This window comes from Pseudomonas sp. KK4 (genome assembly GCF_001984065.1).
Classification (GTDB): Bacteria; Pseudomonadota; Gammaproteobacteria; order Pseudomonadales; family Pseudomonadaceae; genus Aquipseudomonas.
Genome location: NZ_LYVP01000040.1, coordinates 32,300 through 47,221, shown reverse-complemented (window position 1 = coordinate 47,221; position 14,922 = coordinate 32,300). Strand labels below are relative to the sequence as shown.

The following is a 14,922-nucleotide window of genomic DNA, read 5'->3' as shown; positions in this document are numbered from 1 at the left end:
ATTAAATTCCGAAACCCCAATTGCGAAAGCAGTTGGGGTTTTGTTTTGTGCGCTAGAAAATCCACTTCATCGCGTTTCTATGCAACTGCTCGGAGCGTGGCTATCATGCGGGCCTCATTGTGAGGCGAGACTTGCATGCTGACGTTGTTAAAGCTTCTTAAAGATGGCCGATTTCATTCGGGTCAAGCACTGGGTGCTGCCCTGGGTGTGAGTCGCAGTGCGGTATGGAAGCAGCTTCAGCAATTAGAGGCTGAGCTGGGGTTATCCATTCATAAGGTTCGAGGGCGCGGTTATCAGTTGGCCGCACCGCTGACACTGCTGGATCCTGTAGAGATCAGGAGAATGGCAGGGGCTTGTGATTGGCCAGTCCTGGTGTTCGACTCGACCGACTCCACGAATGCCGAGGCGCTACGAATGATCGAGCAGCGTCAGGATGCACCCTTTGTCGTACTCGCCGAGCGGCAGACCGCCGGGCGGGGGCGGCGCGGTCGCAAGTGGGTAAGCCCATTCGCAGAAAACCTTTACTACAGCCTGGTTCTTCGTATTGAAGGCGGAATGCGCCAGCTTGAAGGTCTGAGTCTGGTTGTTGGTCTCGCTGTGATGCAGGCTCTGCAGCAGATTGGAGTACCAGGTGTAGGTTTAAAATGGCCTAACGACGTTCTCGTGGGTCGAAAGAAAATTGCTGGAATATTGCTCGAATTAGTTGGCGATCCTGCTGACGTGTGTCACGTGGTGCTTGGTATCGGTATTAACGTAAACATGCGAATGACCAGTGAGGTCGACCAGCAGTGGACGTCAATGCGTTTGGAGGCCGGTCAGGCATTTGATCGCAATCAATTGGCTGCGGAGCTTGGAGTGATGCTTCAGAAGTATTTGGAGCGACACCAGGTCGATGGGTTTTCGGCGATCCAGGCTGAGTGGGAGCGAAATCATCTGTGGCAGGGGCGTGCGGTGTCTTTGATTGCGGGTGTTAACCAAATAGATGGCGAAGTGCTGGGTATCGATAGCCAGGGTGCCTTGCGTTTGAAGGTGGATGGCGTGGAAAAAGTCTTCAGCGGTGGCGAGTTGAGTTTGAGGTTGCGTAATGATTCTTGAGCTCGACTGCGGGAACAGCTTTATCAAGTGGCGCGTGCTTGATGCAAATGCCCGGCTAGTGGTGGGTGAGGGGGTTGTTGATTCGGATCTCGCATTGCTTGAGGCTTTGAACGGATTTGATGGTCTTGCTCTGAATGCCTGCCGTTTGGTAAGTGTTAGGACTGCTGAAGAAACCGGAGCACTGATCTCTCTACTGAAAGATGGGTTCGATGTGGCGGTAGTCTGTGCGGCACCGGTGCGCGAGATGGCTGGAGTCCGTAATGGTTATGAGGAGTTTGAGCGGCTAGGGCTGGATCGCTGGCTAGCTTTGCTTGGAGGCTTCCATCTTGCTCCGGGCGCCTGTCTGGTACTGGATTTCGGCACTGCGGTGACTGCCGACTTCGTTGCGGCTGACGGTGAGCATTTGGGTGGGTTCATATGCCCTGGCATGCCGCTGATGCGTAATCAGCTTCGCACCCATACCCGCAAAATTCGTTACGGCGATCTTGCTGCCGAGCGTGCGCTGGAGAGTCTCATCCCGGGGCGTACCACGGTTGAGGCGGTAGAGCGCGGCTGCTCGCTTATGCTGCGAGGTTTCGTTCTGACTCAGCTCGAGTTGGCGCGTAGCTACTGGGGAAAGGATTTCACGGTATTTCTTACGGGCGGGGATGCGGGTCTGGTGTCGGAGATCGTGCCTGAAGCCAGGATGGTTCCTGACCTGGTGTTTGTTGGCTTGGCCATGGCCTGCCCTTTGTCCTGAGGTCTTTATGCGTTGGTTGTTTCTGCTGCTGGTTGTGCTCAATGTGTTTTATTACATCTGGCATCAACAGGAGGCGCCTCTGCGCGCAAAGGACGTCACTCCCCTGAGCTTGTATCGGGGATCTCAGCAGGACATTCGCCTGCTCAGCGAAGCTCCAGATGCGGCCAAAGACAAGACAAAGGTCGCCCAGGCAGATCCTGGCTGCCTTTTTTTGGGGGGCTTTAGCCGTCAGGATGTGGTTCAGGGGTTGGAGCGCAGATTGGTCGGCATGGACGTCAAGTTTCAGGTGGCATCCAAAGGAGGCCTTGATACAGGTGCCTACTGGGTGCGCATTGCCCCGGAAAGCAGGCGTTGGCTGGATGACACGCAGTTGCAAAACCTTTCTAAAGAATTCAATGAGTTAAAACATAAAATAATGCCTTGCGAGGGGGTTGCACCTGCCGAATAGTTTGCATAGAATGGCGCCCGCTCCACAGTGAAGACCTAAAACGGTAAACAGTGAGGAGTGAGGTCAACGCAGCTAAGCTCAGGTTTTTAATGAGAAAATGCTTGACAGAAGGCTGGCATAATATAGAATGCCGGCTCGCTTAGGAGGGGTTCCCGAGCGGCCAAAGGGATCAGACTGTAAATCTGACGTCTACGACTTCGAAGGTTCGAATCCTTCCCCCTCCACCATTTTAGCGAGAGCTGCAAGCGCTCGCGGGTATAGTTTAGTGGTAGAACCTCAGCCTTCCAAGCTGATGATGCGGGTTCGATTCCCGCTACCCGCTCCAAGTTTGCAGGTTTTGCACAGTGTTGCGCTCTTGTAGCTCAGTTGGTAGAGCACACCCTTGGTAAGGGTGAGGTCAGCGGTTCAAATCCGCTCAAGAGCTCCATATAACAAGGCAGATATGAAAATATCTGCCTTTGTTTTAATGGCCTGAAGTGGTGCTTCGTTATGCGAAAGAGTGTTTGTGAGCTCTGGAAGCAGGTGTGGTGCCAAGGTCATTGGGTAGGTGTTGTAAAGTCTTCTTCAGGCCGGCATAATGGTCGGCCTGATTTTGTTTTAGGTCAGTAGCTCAATTGGCAGAGCGACGGTCTCCAAAACCGTAGGTTGGGGGTTCGATTCCCTCCTGACCTGCCAGATTCACCAGGTGTGTCTGGCTTTCTTTTCACAGGATCTTCATAGATGACTCCTAAGGCTGAAGCTCAAGGCTCTCGCTTCGATCTGCTTAAGTGGCTGGTAGTAGTCGCTTTGGTGGTTGTTGGCGTTGTTGGCAATCAGTACTACTCTGCTTCGCCAATCCTGTATCGAGTGCTCGCTTTGCTTGTCATCGCTGCCTTAGCCGCCTTTGTAGGCTTGCAGACAGTGAAGGGCAAGTCTTTCTTTGTGCTGGTCAAAGAAGCGCGTACCGAGATTCGTAAAGTCGTTTGGCCAACTCGTCAAGAAACCACGCAGACCACGTTGATTGTTGTGGCTGTTGTGCTGGTTATGGCGTTGCTGTTGTGGGGGCTTGATTCCCTGCTCGGCTGGCTTGTTTCCTTGATTGTCGGTTAAGGGTGTCCCGTGGCTAAGCGTTGGTATGTTGTGCATGCTTACTCGGGTTACGAGAAGCATGTCATGCGCTCTTTGATCGAGCGTGTAAAGCTGGCTGGCATGGAAGATGGCTTCGGCGAAATTCTGGTTCCCACTGAAGAAGTGGTTGAAATGCGTAATGGCCAGAAGCGCAAAAGCGAGCGTAAATTCTTCCCGGGTTACGTGCTGGTTCAGATGGATATGAATGAGGGTACTTGGCACTTGGTCAAGGATACTCCTCGCGTGATGGGCTTCATTGGTGGAACCGCTGATAAGCCGGCACCAATTACGGACAAAGAGGCAGAAGCAATTCTGCGTCGTGTCGCTGATGGTAGCGATAAGCCGAAGCCGAAGACGCTGTTCGAGCCGGGCGAGACCGTGCGTGTCAACGATGGTCCATTCGCCGATTTCAATGGCGTTGTTGAAGAAGTTAACTACGAGAAGAGCCGGATCCAAGTGGCAGTGCTCATTTTCGGTCGCTCTACTCCAGTAGAGTTGGAGTTCAGTCAGGTCGAAAAGGTCTAGCTGAGCAAGCATCCCAACCCCGCAGCCCTGGGCTGTGGGGTTTTGTCGTCACTGGGATAAACGCGCAAGTAACCGGGGAGCCTTTCGAGGCGTTTGAACCCGTAATTGGAGTGCCTCATGGCCAAGAAGATTACCGCTTACATCAAGCTGCAAGTGAAGGCCGCTCAGGCTAACCCAAGCCCACCTGTTGGTCCTGCTCTGGGTCAGCACGGCGTGAACATCATGGAATTCTGCAAGGCTTTCAACGCCCGTACTCAGGGTCTTGAGCCAGGTCTGCCGACTCCAGTGATCATCACTGTCTACAGCGACCGTAGCTTCACGTTCGAAACCAAATCCACCCCTGCTTCGGTTCTGCTGAAGAAGGCGGCCGGTCTGACCAGCGGTTCCGCTCGTCCGAACACCGTTAAGGTTGGCACCGTAACCCGTGCTCAGCTGGAAGAAATCGCGAAAACCAAAAACGCGGATCTGACTGCAGCTGATATGGAAGCAGCCGTGCGTACTATCGCCGGTTCTGCTCGTAGCATGGGCCTTAACGTGGAGGGTGTGTAATGGCTAAGCTGACCAAGCGTCAAAAGGCTATCGCCGGCAAAATCGAAGCAGGCAAGGCCTACAACTTTGTAGATGCCGCCGCACTGCTGGCCGAGCTGTCGACTGTCAAGTTCAGCGAGTCCTTCGACGTTGCTGTAAACTTGGGTGTTGACCCGCGTAAATCGGACCAGGTTGTTCGTAGCGCTACTGTGCTGCCACACGGCACTGGCAAGACCGTTCGCGTTGCTGTGTTCACTCAGGGTCCGGCTGCTGAAGCCGCTCTGGCTGCCGGCGCTGACCGCGTAGGTATGGACGACCTGGCTGCCGAAATGAAAGGCGGCGACCTGAACTATGACGTAGTGATCGCATCCCCGGATGCCATGCGCGTTGTAGGTCAGCTGGGTCAGATCCTCGGTCCACGTGGCCTGATGCCAAACCCTAAAGTTGGCACCGTAACTCCAGACGTAGCTACCGCGGTTAAAAACGCCAAGGCTGGTCAGGTTCGTTATCGCACCGACAAAAACGGCATCATTCACACTTCCGTTGGCAAGATCGGCTTCGATGCCGTCAAGCTGAAGGAAAACGTTGAAGCTCTGATCGCTGATTTGAAGCGCATCAAGCCAGCTTCCTCGAAAGGTATCTACGTCAAGCGCGTTACCCTGAGCACCACTATGGGCCCAGGTCTGGTCATCGACCAGAGCACGCTGGACGCGTAAGACACAGATTGGCGCAAGTCATTGTGCCAATTGAAAAATTGGGGTCCCTGCCTGGCGGGGGCTATCCAAGACCGTAGGCGACGCAAGTCTTAAACCACAAGCCTACGCAGATGGTGCTCCCGGTTCCTTACCGAATCAGACACCAAAACGACATCCGGTTTCGACTGGATGAAACGGTAACAAGCAGGAGTTAAACCCGTGGCAATTAAACTCGAAGACAAGAAGGCCATCGTCGCTGAAGTCAACGAGGCTGCCAAAGTCGCTCTGTCCGCTGTCGTGGCTGATGCCCGTGGCGTAACAGTAGGCGCGATGACCGGACTCCGTAAAGAGGCTCGTGAAGCTGGCGTATACGTACGTGTCGTACGTAACACCCTGCTCAAGCGCGCTGTTGCTGACACTGAATTCAGTGTCCTCAACGACGTGTTCACTGGCCCTACCCTGATTGCTTTCTCCAAAGAACATCCAGGCGCTGCTGCCCGGATTTTCAAAGAGTTCGCAAAGGGTCAGGACAAGTTCGAGATCAAGGCAGCTGCGTTCGAGGGCAAGTTCCTCGCAGCTAACCAAATCGACGTACTGGCAACTCTGCCGACCCGTGACGAAGCAATTTCTCAGCTGATGAGCGTGATTCAAGGCGCAACCAGCAAATTGGCTCGTACTCTGGCGGCAATTCGCGACCAGAAAGAAGCTGCTGCAGCCTAAGGCTCGCCAACTTCTCGCGTTTTTTGTTTTTTTCGATGGTCGCGTAGGCCGTCCCCAATATCAGGAATTAGATTCATGTCTATCTCTCAGAACGATATCCTTGAAGCAGTTGGCAACATGTCCGTAATGGAAGTTGTTGAACTGATCAAAGCTTTCGAAGAAAAATTCGGTGTTACCGCTGCTGCTGCATCCGCTGGTCCAGCTGCTGCTGCCGCTGTTGTTGAAGAGCAAACTGAATTCAACGTCATGCTGACCGAAGCTGGCGAGAAGAAAGTTAACGTGATCAAGGCAGTACGTGAGCTGACCGGTCTGGGCCTGAAAGAAGCCAAGGCTGTAGTTGACGGTGCTCCTGCAATGGTTCTGGAAGGCGTTGCCAAAGACGCAGCTGACAAAGCCAAAGCAGCTCTGGAAGAAGCAGGCGCTAAAGTCGAGCTGAAGTAAGCATCGACTTTGCGTTTCCAGCCCGAGCGTTAAGCGAAAGGCTGATGGCTGGTGGCTCTTGCCACCGGCCTTTTTCCGTTATTGGCAGCCGACTGGGTCGGTGTCGATAGCGAGCTGTAACCACCCGATGTGGTGGCGCAAACCATGGGGTTTGCACGATTTTCTGGCCGCTCCCGTCGGGGGAGGCCAAACAAGCAGGTGACCAAGCTGGGGAACGCTGATGGCTTACTCATATACTGAGAAAAAACGTATCCGCAAGGACTTTAGCAAGTTGCCGGACGTCATGGATGTGCCTTACCTCCTGGCCATCCAGCTGGATTCGTATCGTGAATTCTTGCAAGCGGGAGCGACTAAAGATCAGTTCCGCGACGTGGGCCTGCATGCGGCCTTCAAATCCGTTTTCCCGATCATCAGCTACTCCGGCAATGCTGCGCTGGAGTACGTCGGTTATCGCCTGGGCGAACCGGCATTTGATGTCAAAGAATGCGTATTGCGCGGTGTAACTTACGCCGTACCTTTGCGGGTAAAAGTGCGCCTGATCATTTTCGACAAAGAATCGTCGAACAAAGCGATCAAGGACATCAAAGAGCAAGAAGTCTACATGGGTGAAATCCCCCTGATGACTGAGAACGGTACCTTCGTAATCAACGGTACCGAGCGTGTAATCGTTTCCCAGCTGCACCGTTCGCCGGGCGTGTTCTTCGACCACGACCGTGGCAAGACGCACAGTTCCGGTAAACTGCTGTACTCCGCGCGCATCATTCCTTACCGCGGTTCGTGGCTGGACTTCGAGTTCGACCCGAAAGACTGCGTATTCGTGCGTATCGACCGTCGCCGCAAGCTGCCTGCATCGGTACTGCTGCGCGCGCTCGGCTATACCACCGAAGAGGTGCTGGACGCGTTCTACACCACCAACGTATTCCACGTGAAGGGCGAGACCCTGAGCCTGGAGCTGGTGCCTCAGCGCCTGCGCGGTGAAATCGCTGTCCTCGATATTCAGGATGACAAAGGCAAGGTTATTGTCGAGCAGGGCCGTCGTATCACCGCTCGCCACATCAACCAGCTGGAAAAAGCCGGTATCAAAGAGTTGGATGTGCCTCTGGACTACGTCCTGGGTCGCACAACCGCCAAGGTCATCGTGCATCCGGCAACCGGCGAAATCCTGGCAGAGTGCAACACCGAGCTGAACACCGAGATCCTGGCGAAAATCGCCAAGGCCGGCGTTGTTCGCATCGAAACTCTGTACACCAACGATATCGACTGCGGTCCGTTCGTCTCCGACACGCTGAAGATCGACTCCACCAGCAACCAACTGGAAGCGCTGGTCGAGATCTATCGCATGATGCGTCCTGGCGAGCCGCCAACCAAAGACGCTGCCGAAACCCTGTTCAACAACCTGTTCTTCAGCCCTGAGCGCTATGACCTGTCTGCGGTCGGCCGGATGAAGTTCAACCGTCGTATCGGTCGCACCGAGATCGAAGGTTCGGGCGTGCTGTGCAAGGAAGACATCGTCGCGGTACTGAAGACCCTGGTCGACATCCGTAACGGTAAAGGCATCGTCGATGACATCGACCACCTGGGTAACCGTCGTGTTCGCTGCGTAGGCGAAATGGCCGAGAACCAGTTCCGCGTTGGCCTGGTACGTGTTGAGCGTGCGGTCAAAGAGCGTCTGTCGATGGCCGAAAGCGAAGGCCTGATGCCGCAAGACCTGATCAACGCCAAGCCAGTGGCTGCGGCGGTGAAAGAGTTCTTCGGTTCCAGCCAGCTGTCCCAGTTCATGGACCAGAACAACCCGCTGTCCGAGATCACCCACAAGCGTCGTGTTTCTGCACTCGGCCCTGGTGGTCTGACCCGTGAGCGTGCCGGCTTTGAAGTTCGTGACGTACACCCAACGCACTACGGTCGTGTTTGCCCGATCGAAACGCCGGAAGGTCCGAACATCGGTCTGATCAACTCCCTGGCGGCCTATGCGCGCACCAACCAGTACGGCTTCCTCGAGAGCCCGTACCGTGTGGTGAAAGACGCTCTGGTCACCGACGAGATCGTTTTCCTGTCCGCCATTGAAGAAGCTGATCACGTGATCGCTCAGGCTTCGGCCACGATGAACGACAAGAAAGTGCTGATCGACGAGCTGGTAGCTGTTCGTCACTTGAACGAGTTCACCGTCAAGGCGCCGGAAGACGTCACCTTGATGGACGTATCGCCGAAGCAGGTAGTTTCGGTTGCAGCGTCGCTGATCCCGTTCCTCGAGCACGACGACGCCAACCGTGCGTTGATGGGTTCGAACATGCAGCGTCAAGCTGTACCCACCCTGCGCGCTGACAAGCCGCTGGTCGGTACCGGCATGGAGCGTAACGTAGCCCGTGACTCCGGCGTTTGCGTCGTGGCTCGTCGTGGCGGCGTGATCGACTCCGTCGACGCCAGCCGTATCGTGGTTCGTGTTGCCGATGACGAAGTTGAAACCGGCGAAGCTGGTGTCGACATCTACAACCTGACCAAATACACCCGCTCCAACCAGAACACCTGCATCAACCAGCGTCCGCTGGTGCGTAAAGGTGATCGGGTTCAGCGTAGCGACATCATGGCCGACGGCCCGTCCACCGACATGGGTGAACTGGCTCTGGGTCAGAACATGCGCATCGCGTTCATGGCATGGAACGGCTTCAACTTCGAAGACTCCATCTGCCTGTCCGAGCGTGTTGTTCAGGAAGACCGCTTCACCACGATCCACATCCAGGAACTGACCTGTGTGGCCCGTGACACCAAGCTTGGCCCAGAGGAAATCACTGCGGACATCCCGAACGTGGGTGAAGCTGCGCTGAACAAGCTGGACGAAGCCGGTATCGTTTACGTAGGTGCTGAAGTTGGCGCAGGCGACATTCTGGTGGGTAAGGTCACTCCGAAAGGCGAGACCCAACTGACTCCGGAAGAGAAGCTGCTACGTGCAATCTTTGGTGAAAAAGCCAGCGACGTTAAAGACACTTCCCTGCGCGTACCAACCGGTACCAAAGGTACTGTCATCGATGTACAGGTCTTCACCCGCGACGGCGTTGAGCGTGATGCTCGTGCACTGTCGATCGAAAAGTCCCAGCTGGACGAGATCCGCAAGGACCTGAACGAAGAGTTCCGCATCGTTGAAGGTGCTACTTTCGAACGTCTGCGTTCCGCGCTGGTCGGCCACAAAGCCGAAGGCGGCGCCGGTCTGAAGAAAGGCCAGGACATCACCGATGAAGTTCTCGACGGTCTTGAGCACGGCCAGTGGTTCAAACTGCGCATGGCTGAAGATGCTCTGAACGAGCAGCTCGAGAAGGCTCAGGCCTACATCGTTGATCGTCGCCGTCTGCTGGACGACAAGTTCGAAGACAAGAAGCGCAAACTGCAGCAGGGCGATGACCTGGCTCCAGGCGTGCTGAAAATCGTCAAGGTTTACCTGGCAATCCGTCGTCGCATCCAGCCGGGCGACAAGATGGCCGGTCGTCACGGTAACAAAGGTGTGGTCTCCGTGATCATGCCGGTTGAAGACATGCCGCACGATGCCAATGGCACCCCGGTCGACGTCGTCCTCAACCCGTTGGGCGTACCTTCGCGTATGAACGTTGGTCAGATCCTTGAAACCCACCTGGGCCTCGCGGCCAAAGGTCTGGGTGAGAAGATCAACCGCATGGTCGAAGAGCAGCGTAAGGTTGCCGAGCTGCGTAAATTCCTGCACGAGATCTATAACGAGATCGGCGGTCGTCAGGAAAGCCTCGATGACTTCTCGGACCAGGAAATCCTGGATCTGGCTCAAAACCTGCGCGGCGGCGTACCGATGGCCACTCCGGTGTTCGACGGTGCCAAGGAAAGCGAAATCAAGGCCATGCTCAAACTGGCGGACCTGCCAGAAAGCGGCCAGATGCAGCTGACCGACGGCCGTACCGGCAACAAGTTCGAGCGCCCGGTTACCGTTGGCTACATGTACATGCTGAAGCTGAACCACTTGGTAGACGACAAGATGCACGCTCGTTCTACCGGTTCGTACAGCCTGGTTACCCAGCAGCCGTTGGGTGGTAAGGCGCAGTTCGGTGGTCAGCGTTTCGGGGAGATGGAGGTCTGGGCACTGGAAGCATACGGTGCTGCTTACACTCTGCAAGAAATGCTCACAGTGAAGTCGGACGATGTGAACGGTCGTACCAAGATGTACAAAAACATCGTGGACGGCGATCACCGTATGGAGCCGGGCATGCCCGAGTCCTTCAACGTGTTGATCAAGGAAATTCGTTCCCTCGGCATCGATATCGATCTGGAAACCGAATAACACGTGACGCGAATCGAGAGCGGGGCAGGATTGCCCGCTCTCTGCTCCGCCAGGAGGAAAGGCCTTGAAAGACCTACTGAATTTGCTGAAAAACCAGGGTCAAGTCGAAGAGTTCGACGCCATCCGTATCGGATTGGCATCGCCTGAGATGATCCGTTCGTGGTCGTTCGGTGAAGTTAAAAAGCCGGAAACCATCAACTACCGTACGTTCAAACCTGAGCGTGACGGCCTGTTCTGCGCCAAGATCTTTGGCCCGGTAAAGGATTACGAGTGCCTGTGCGGTAAGTACAAGCGCTTGAAGCATCGTGGTGTGATCTGCGAAAAGTGCGGCGTTGAAGTTGCGCTCGCAAAAGTTCGTCGTGAGCGTATGGCGCACATCGAACTGGCTTCGCCGGTTGCCCACATCTGGTTCCTGAAATCGCTGCCGTCCCGTATCGGCTTGCTGATGGACATGACCCTGCGTGATATCGAACGCGTTCTCTACTTCGAGAGCTACGTCGTTATCGATCCAGGCATGACCACCCTTGAAAAAGGTCAGCTGCTCAATGACGAGCAGTACTTCGAAGCGCTGGAAGAGTTCGGTGACGATTTCGATGCCCGCATGGGTGCCGAAGCTGTCCGCGAACTGCTGCACGCTATCGACCTGGAGCACGAGATTGGCCGTCTGCGTGAAGAAATTCCGCAAACCAACTCCGAAACCAAGATCAAGAAGCTGTCCAAGCGTCTGAAGTTGATGGAAGCCTTCCAGGGTTCCGGCAACCTGCCAGAGTGGATGGTGCTGACCGTTCTGCCGGTTCTGCCGCCAGATCTGCGTCCACTGGTCCCGCTCGATGGCGGTCGTTTCGCGACTTCCGACCTCAACGATCTGTATCGTCGAGTGATCAACCGTAACAACCGTTTGAAGCGCCTGCTGGATCTGTCCGCTCCGGACATCATCGTGCGCAACGAAAAGCGTATGTTGCAGGAAGCCGTCGACGCGCTGCTCGACAACGGTCGTCGTGGCCGCGCTATCACCGGTTCCAACAAGCGTCCTCTGAAATCCCTGGCTGACATGATCAAGGGTAAACAGGGTCGTTTCCGTCAGAACTTGCTCGGTAAGCGTGTTGACTACTCCGGTCGTTCGGTAATTACCGTAGGTCCGACCCTGCGTCTGCACCAGTGCGGTCTGCCGAAGAAAATGGCTCTCGAGCTGTTCAAACCGTTCATTTTCGGCAAGCTGGAAATGCGTGGTCTGGCGACCACCATCAAAGCAGCCAAGAAGATGGTCGAGCGTGAGCTGCCGGAAGTTTGGGACGTTCTCGCAGAAGTAATCCGTGAACACCCGGTTCTCCTCAACCGTGCACCGACCCTTCACCGTCTGGGTATCCAGGCGTTTGAACCGGTACTGATCGAAGGTAAGGCTATCCAGCTTCACCCGTTGGTCTGTGCTGCGTACAACGCCGACTTCGACGGCGACCAAATGGCCGTGCACGTACCGCTGACCCTGGAAGCCCAGTTGGAAGCGCGTGCGTTGATGATGTCGACCAACAACATCCTGTCGCCAGCCAACGGTGAGCCGATCATCGTTCCGTCGCAGGACGTTGTATTGGGTCTGTACTACATGACTCGTGAAGCGATCAACGCCAAGGGCGAGGGTCGTGTGTTCGCGGATCTGCAGGAAGTTGACCGTGTGTTCCGTGCCGGCGAAGCCGCACTGCACGCTAAAGTCAAAGTGCGGATCAACGAAACCGTCAACGATCGTGACGGCGGCAGCGTGACCAACACCCGTATCGTCGACACCACTGTCGGCCGTGCGCTGTTGTTCCAGGTTGTGCCAAAAGGTCTGTCCTTCGACGTCGTCAACTTGCCGATGAAGAAGAAAGCGATCTCCAAGCTGATCAACCAGTGCTATCGCGTTGTTGGTCTGAAAGAGACCGTGATCTTCGCTGACCAGTTGATGTACACCGGTTTTGCTTACTCGACCATTTCCGGCGTTTCCATCGGCGTTAACGACTTCGTTATCCCGGATGAAAAAGCCCGCATCATCGGTGCTGCCACCGACGAAGTGAAAGAGATCGAGAGCCAGTACGCGTCCGGCCTGGTAACCCAGGGCGAGAAGTACAACAAGGTGATCGACCTTTGGTCCAAGGCGAACGACGAAGTTTCCAAGGCGATGATGGCTAACCTCTCGAAAGAGAAAGTCATCGACCGTCATGGCGTCGAAGTCGATCAGGAATCCTTCAACTCGATGTACATGATGGCCGACTCGGGCGCACGGGGTTCTGCTGCGCAGATCCGTCAGCTCGCCGGTATGCGTGGCCTGATGGCCAAGCCGGACGGTTCTATCATCGAAACGCCGATTACTGCGAACTTCCGTGAAGGTTTGAGCGTACTTCAGTACTTCATCTCCACTCACGGTGCTCGTAAAGGTCTGGCGGATACCGCGTTGAAAACGGCGAACTCCGGTTACCTGACTCGTCGTCTGGTAGACGTGGCGCAGGATCTGGTTGTAACCGAGATCGATTGCGGCACCGAACACGGCCTGCTGATGACTCCGCACATTGAAGGCGGTGACGTTGTAGAACCGTTGGGTGAGCGCGTATTGGGTCGTGTTATCGCCCGTGACGTATTCAAGCCAGGTACCGAGGATGTCATCGTTCCTGCCGGCACCCTGGTAGACGAGAAGTGGGTCGAGTTCATCGAGCTGAACAGCATCGACGAAGTGATCGTGCGTTCGCCGATCAGCTGCGAAACCCGCTACGGCATTTGCGCCAAGTGCTACGGCCGTGACCTGGCTCGTGGTCACCAGGTGAACATCGGTGAAGCGGTCGGCGTTATCGCTGCCCAGTCCATCGGTGAGCCGGGTACCCAGCTGACGATGCGTACGTTCCACATCGGTGGTGCGGCAAGCCGGACCTCCGCAGCCGACAGCGTTCAGGTGAAGAATGGCGGTACTGTCCGCCTGCATAACCTGAAGCACGTTGAGCGAGTGGATGGTCACCTGGTTGCCGTTTCCCGTTCCGGTGAGCTGGCTATCGCGGATGACTTCGGTCGTGAGCGCGAGCGTTACAAGCTGCCGTACGGTGCTGTGATTTCGGTTAAGGAAGGTGACAAGGTCGACGCTGGCGCAATCGTTGCCAAGTGGGATCCGCACACTCACCCGATCGTTACCGAAATGAAAGGTACCGTGACCTACGTGGGCATGGAAGAAGGCATCACGATCAAGCGTCAGACTGACGAATTGACCGGTATGACCAACATTGAAGTACTCGATGCCAAAGACCGTCCAGCTGCTGGTAAAGACATTCGTCCAGCCGTGAAGATGGTTGATGACAACGGCAAGGATCTGTTGCTGCCAGGCACTGACGTTATCGCTCAGTACTTCCTGCCCGCGAACGCCCTGGTCGGTGTTGCGGACGGTGCGAAGATTGCGATCGGTGATGTTATCGCTCGTATTCCGCAAGAAACTTCGAAGACCCGTGACATCACCGGTGGTCTGCCGCGTGTTGCCGACTTGTTCGAAGCCCGTCGTCCGAAAGAAGCGTCGATTCTGGCTGAAGTCAGCGGCACCATTGCGTTCGGTAAAGAGACCAAGGGCAAGCGCCGTCTGGTTATCACGCCGAACGACGGCAGCGATCCGTATGAAGAGCTGATTCCGAAGTGGCGTCACCTCAACGTCTTCGAAGGCGAACAGGTAAACCGCGGCGAAGTTATCTCCGACGGCCCGAGCGATCCACACGACATCCTGCGTCTGCTGGGTGTGAGTGCGCTGGCCAAGTACATTGTTAACGAGATTCAGGACGTTTACCGTCTGCAGGGCGTTAAGATCAACGATAAGCACATCGAGACCATCCTGCGTCAGATGTTGCGTAAAGTTGAAATCGCTGAATCCGGCGATTCGAGTTTCATCAAGGGCGACCAGATGGAATTGACTCACGTGCTGGTAGAGAACGAGCGTTTGAGCAACGAAGACAAGTTTGTCTCCAAGTTCACTCGCGTTCTCCTGGGTATCACCAAGGCGTCGTTGTCCACCGAATCGTTCATCTCGGCGGCTTCCTTCCAGGAAACCACCCGCGTACTGACCGAAGCGGCGGTAACCGGCAAGCGCGATTATCTGCGCGGCCTGAAAGAAAACGTGGTCGTGGGTCGTCTGATCCCGGCTGGTACCGGTCTGGCGTATCACAGCGAGCGTAAGCGTCGCCGTGATGCAGACAAGCCGTTGCGCGTGAGCGCCAGTGAAGTGGAAGCTGCACTGACCGAAGCGCTGAACTCGAGCGGTAACTGAGTTCCGCGGTAAATGAGCGTGAGGCCCTGGTCGCTCCGCTCATCGAATCGAGACAATTTGTCGAGG

The 14,922-nt window shown here is 55.6% G+C and carries 11 protein-coding genes and 4 tRNA genes; all 15 read left to right on the top strand.

Annotation, left to right across the window (positions count from 1 at the left end):
- The first annotated feature begins 135 nt into the window (after positions 1–135).
- The 15 genes from birA to rpoC all read left to right on the top strand — a co-directional run bounded on the left by birA (position 136) and on the right by rpoC (position 14,856).
- Entirely contained in the window at positions 136–1,095 is a 960-nt protein-coding gene (gene birA / locus B0W55_RS15460; protein WP_077046807.1) for a bifunctional biotin--[acetyl-CoA-carboxylase] ligase/biotin operon repressor BirA, read from the top strand.
- Positions 1,085–1,834 carry a pantothenate kinase gene (locus tag B0W55_RS15455; protein ID WP_077046806.1) on the top strand — a complete coding sequence of 250 codons (750 nt, stop codon included), beginning with the start codon at positions 1,085–1,087 and terminating at the stop codon, positions 1,832–1,834. Before birA ends, B0W55_RS15455 begins: the two co-directional genes overlap by 11 nt.
- Before the next feature lie 7 nt (positions 1,835–1,841).
- Complete coding sequence (locus B0W55_RS15450; RefSeq protein ID WP_077046805.1) at positions 1,842–2,282, top strand: hypothetical protein; 441 nt, start codon at positions 1,842–1,844, stop codon at positions 2,280–2,282.
- A gap of 142 nt (positions 2,283–2,424) precedes the next feature.
- A tRNA-Tyr gene (locus tag B0W55_RS15445) sits at positions 2,425–2,509 on the top strand.
- A gap of 24 nt (positions 2,510–2,533) precedes the next feature.
- Positions 2,534–2,607: transfer RNA gene (locus tag B0W55_RS15440), tRNA-Gly, on the top strand.
- Between the two features lie 26 nt (positions 2,608–2,633).
- A tRNA-Thr gene (locus tag B0W55_RS15435) sits at positions 2,634–2,709 on the top strand.
- Between the two features lie 172 nt (positions 2,710–2,881).
- Positions 2,882–2,957: transfer RNA gene (locus B0W55_RS15430), tRNA-Trp, on the top strand.
- A gap of 45 nt (positions 2,958–3,002) precedes the next feature.
- A complete protein-coding gene (secE, locus tag B0W55_RS15425; RefSeq protein WP_077046804.1) occupies positions 3,003–3,371 on the top strand; it encodes a preprotein translocase subunit SecE in 369 nt (122 codons plus the stop codon).
- A 9-nt stretch (positions 3,372–3,380) separates the two neighbouring features.
- A complete protein-coding gene (gene nusG, locus B0W55_RS15420) occupies positions 3,381–3,914 on the top strand; it encodes a transcription termination/antitermination protein NusG (RefSeq protein WP_007957598.1) in 534 nt (177 codons plus the stop codon).
- A 117-nt stretch (positions 3,915–4,031) separates the two neighbouring features.
- A complete protein-coding gene (gene rplK, locus B0W55_RS15415) occupies positions 4,032–4,463 on the top strand; it encodes a 50S ribosomal protein L11 (RefSeq protein WP_007933726.1) in 432 nt (143 codons plus the stop codon).
- On the top strand, positions 4,463–5,158 hold the full coding sequence (gene rplA, locus B0W55_RS15410; RefSeq protein WP_077046803.1) for a 50S ribosomal protein L1: 696 nt from the start codon (positions 4,463–4,465) through the stop codon (positions 5,156–5,158). The genes rplK and rplA overlap by 1 nt, the downstream gene beginning before the upstream one ends.
- A gap of 198 nt (positions 5,159–5,356) precedes the next feature.
- Positions 5,357–5,857, top strand: coding sequence for a 50S ribosomal protein L10 (rplJ, locus tag B0W55_RS15405; protein ID WP_007970413.1), 501 nt, complete (start codon positions 5,357–5,359; stop codon positions 5,855–5,857).
- A 75-nt stretch (positions 5,858–5,932) separates the two neighbouring features.
- Complete coding sequence (gene rplL / locus B0W55_RS15400) at positions 5,933–6,298, top strand: 50S ribosomal protein L7/L12 (protein WP_077046802.1); 366 nt, start codon at positions 5,933–5,935, stop codon at positions 6,296–6,298.
- Positions 6,299–6,518: 220 nt separating this feature from the next.
- Positions 6,519–10,592, top strand: a complete 4,074-nt coding sequence (gene rpoB, locus B0W55_RS15395; RefSeq protein WP_008018199.1) for a DNA-directed RNA polymerase subunit beta — start codon at positions 6,519–6,521, stop codon at positions 10,590–10,592.
- A gap of 64 nt (positions 10,593–10,656) precedes the next feature.
- Positions 10,657–14,856 carry a DNA-directed RNA polymerase subunit beta' gene (gene rpoC / locus B0W55_RS15390; RefSeq protein ID WP_077046801.1) on the top strand — a complete coding sequence of 1,400 codons (4,200 nt, stop codon included), beginning with the start codon at positions 10,657–10,659 and terminating at the stop codon, positions 14,854–14,856.
- Positions 14,857–14,922: the final 66 nt, after the last annotated feature.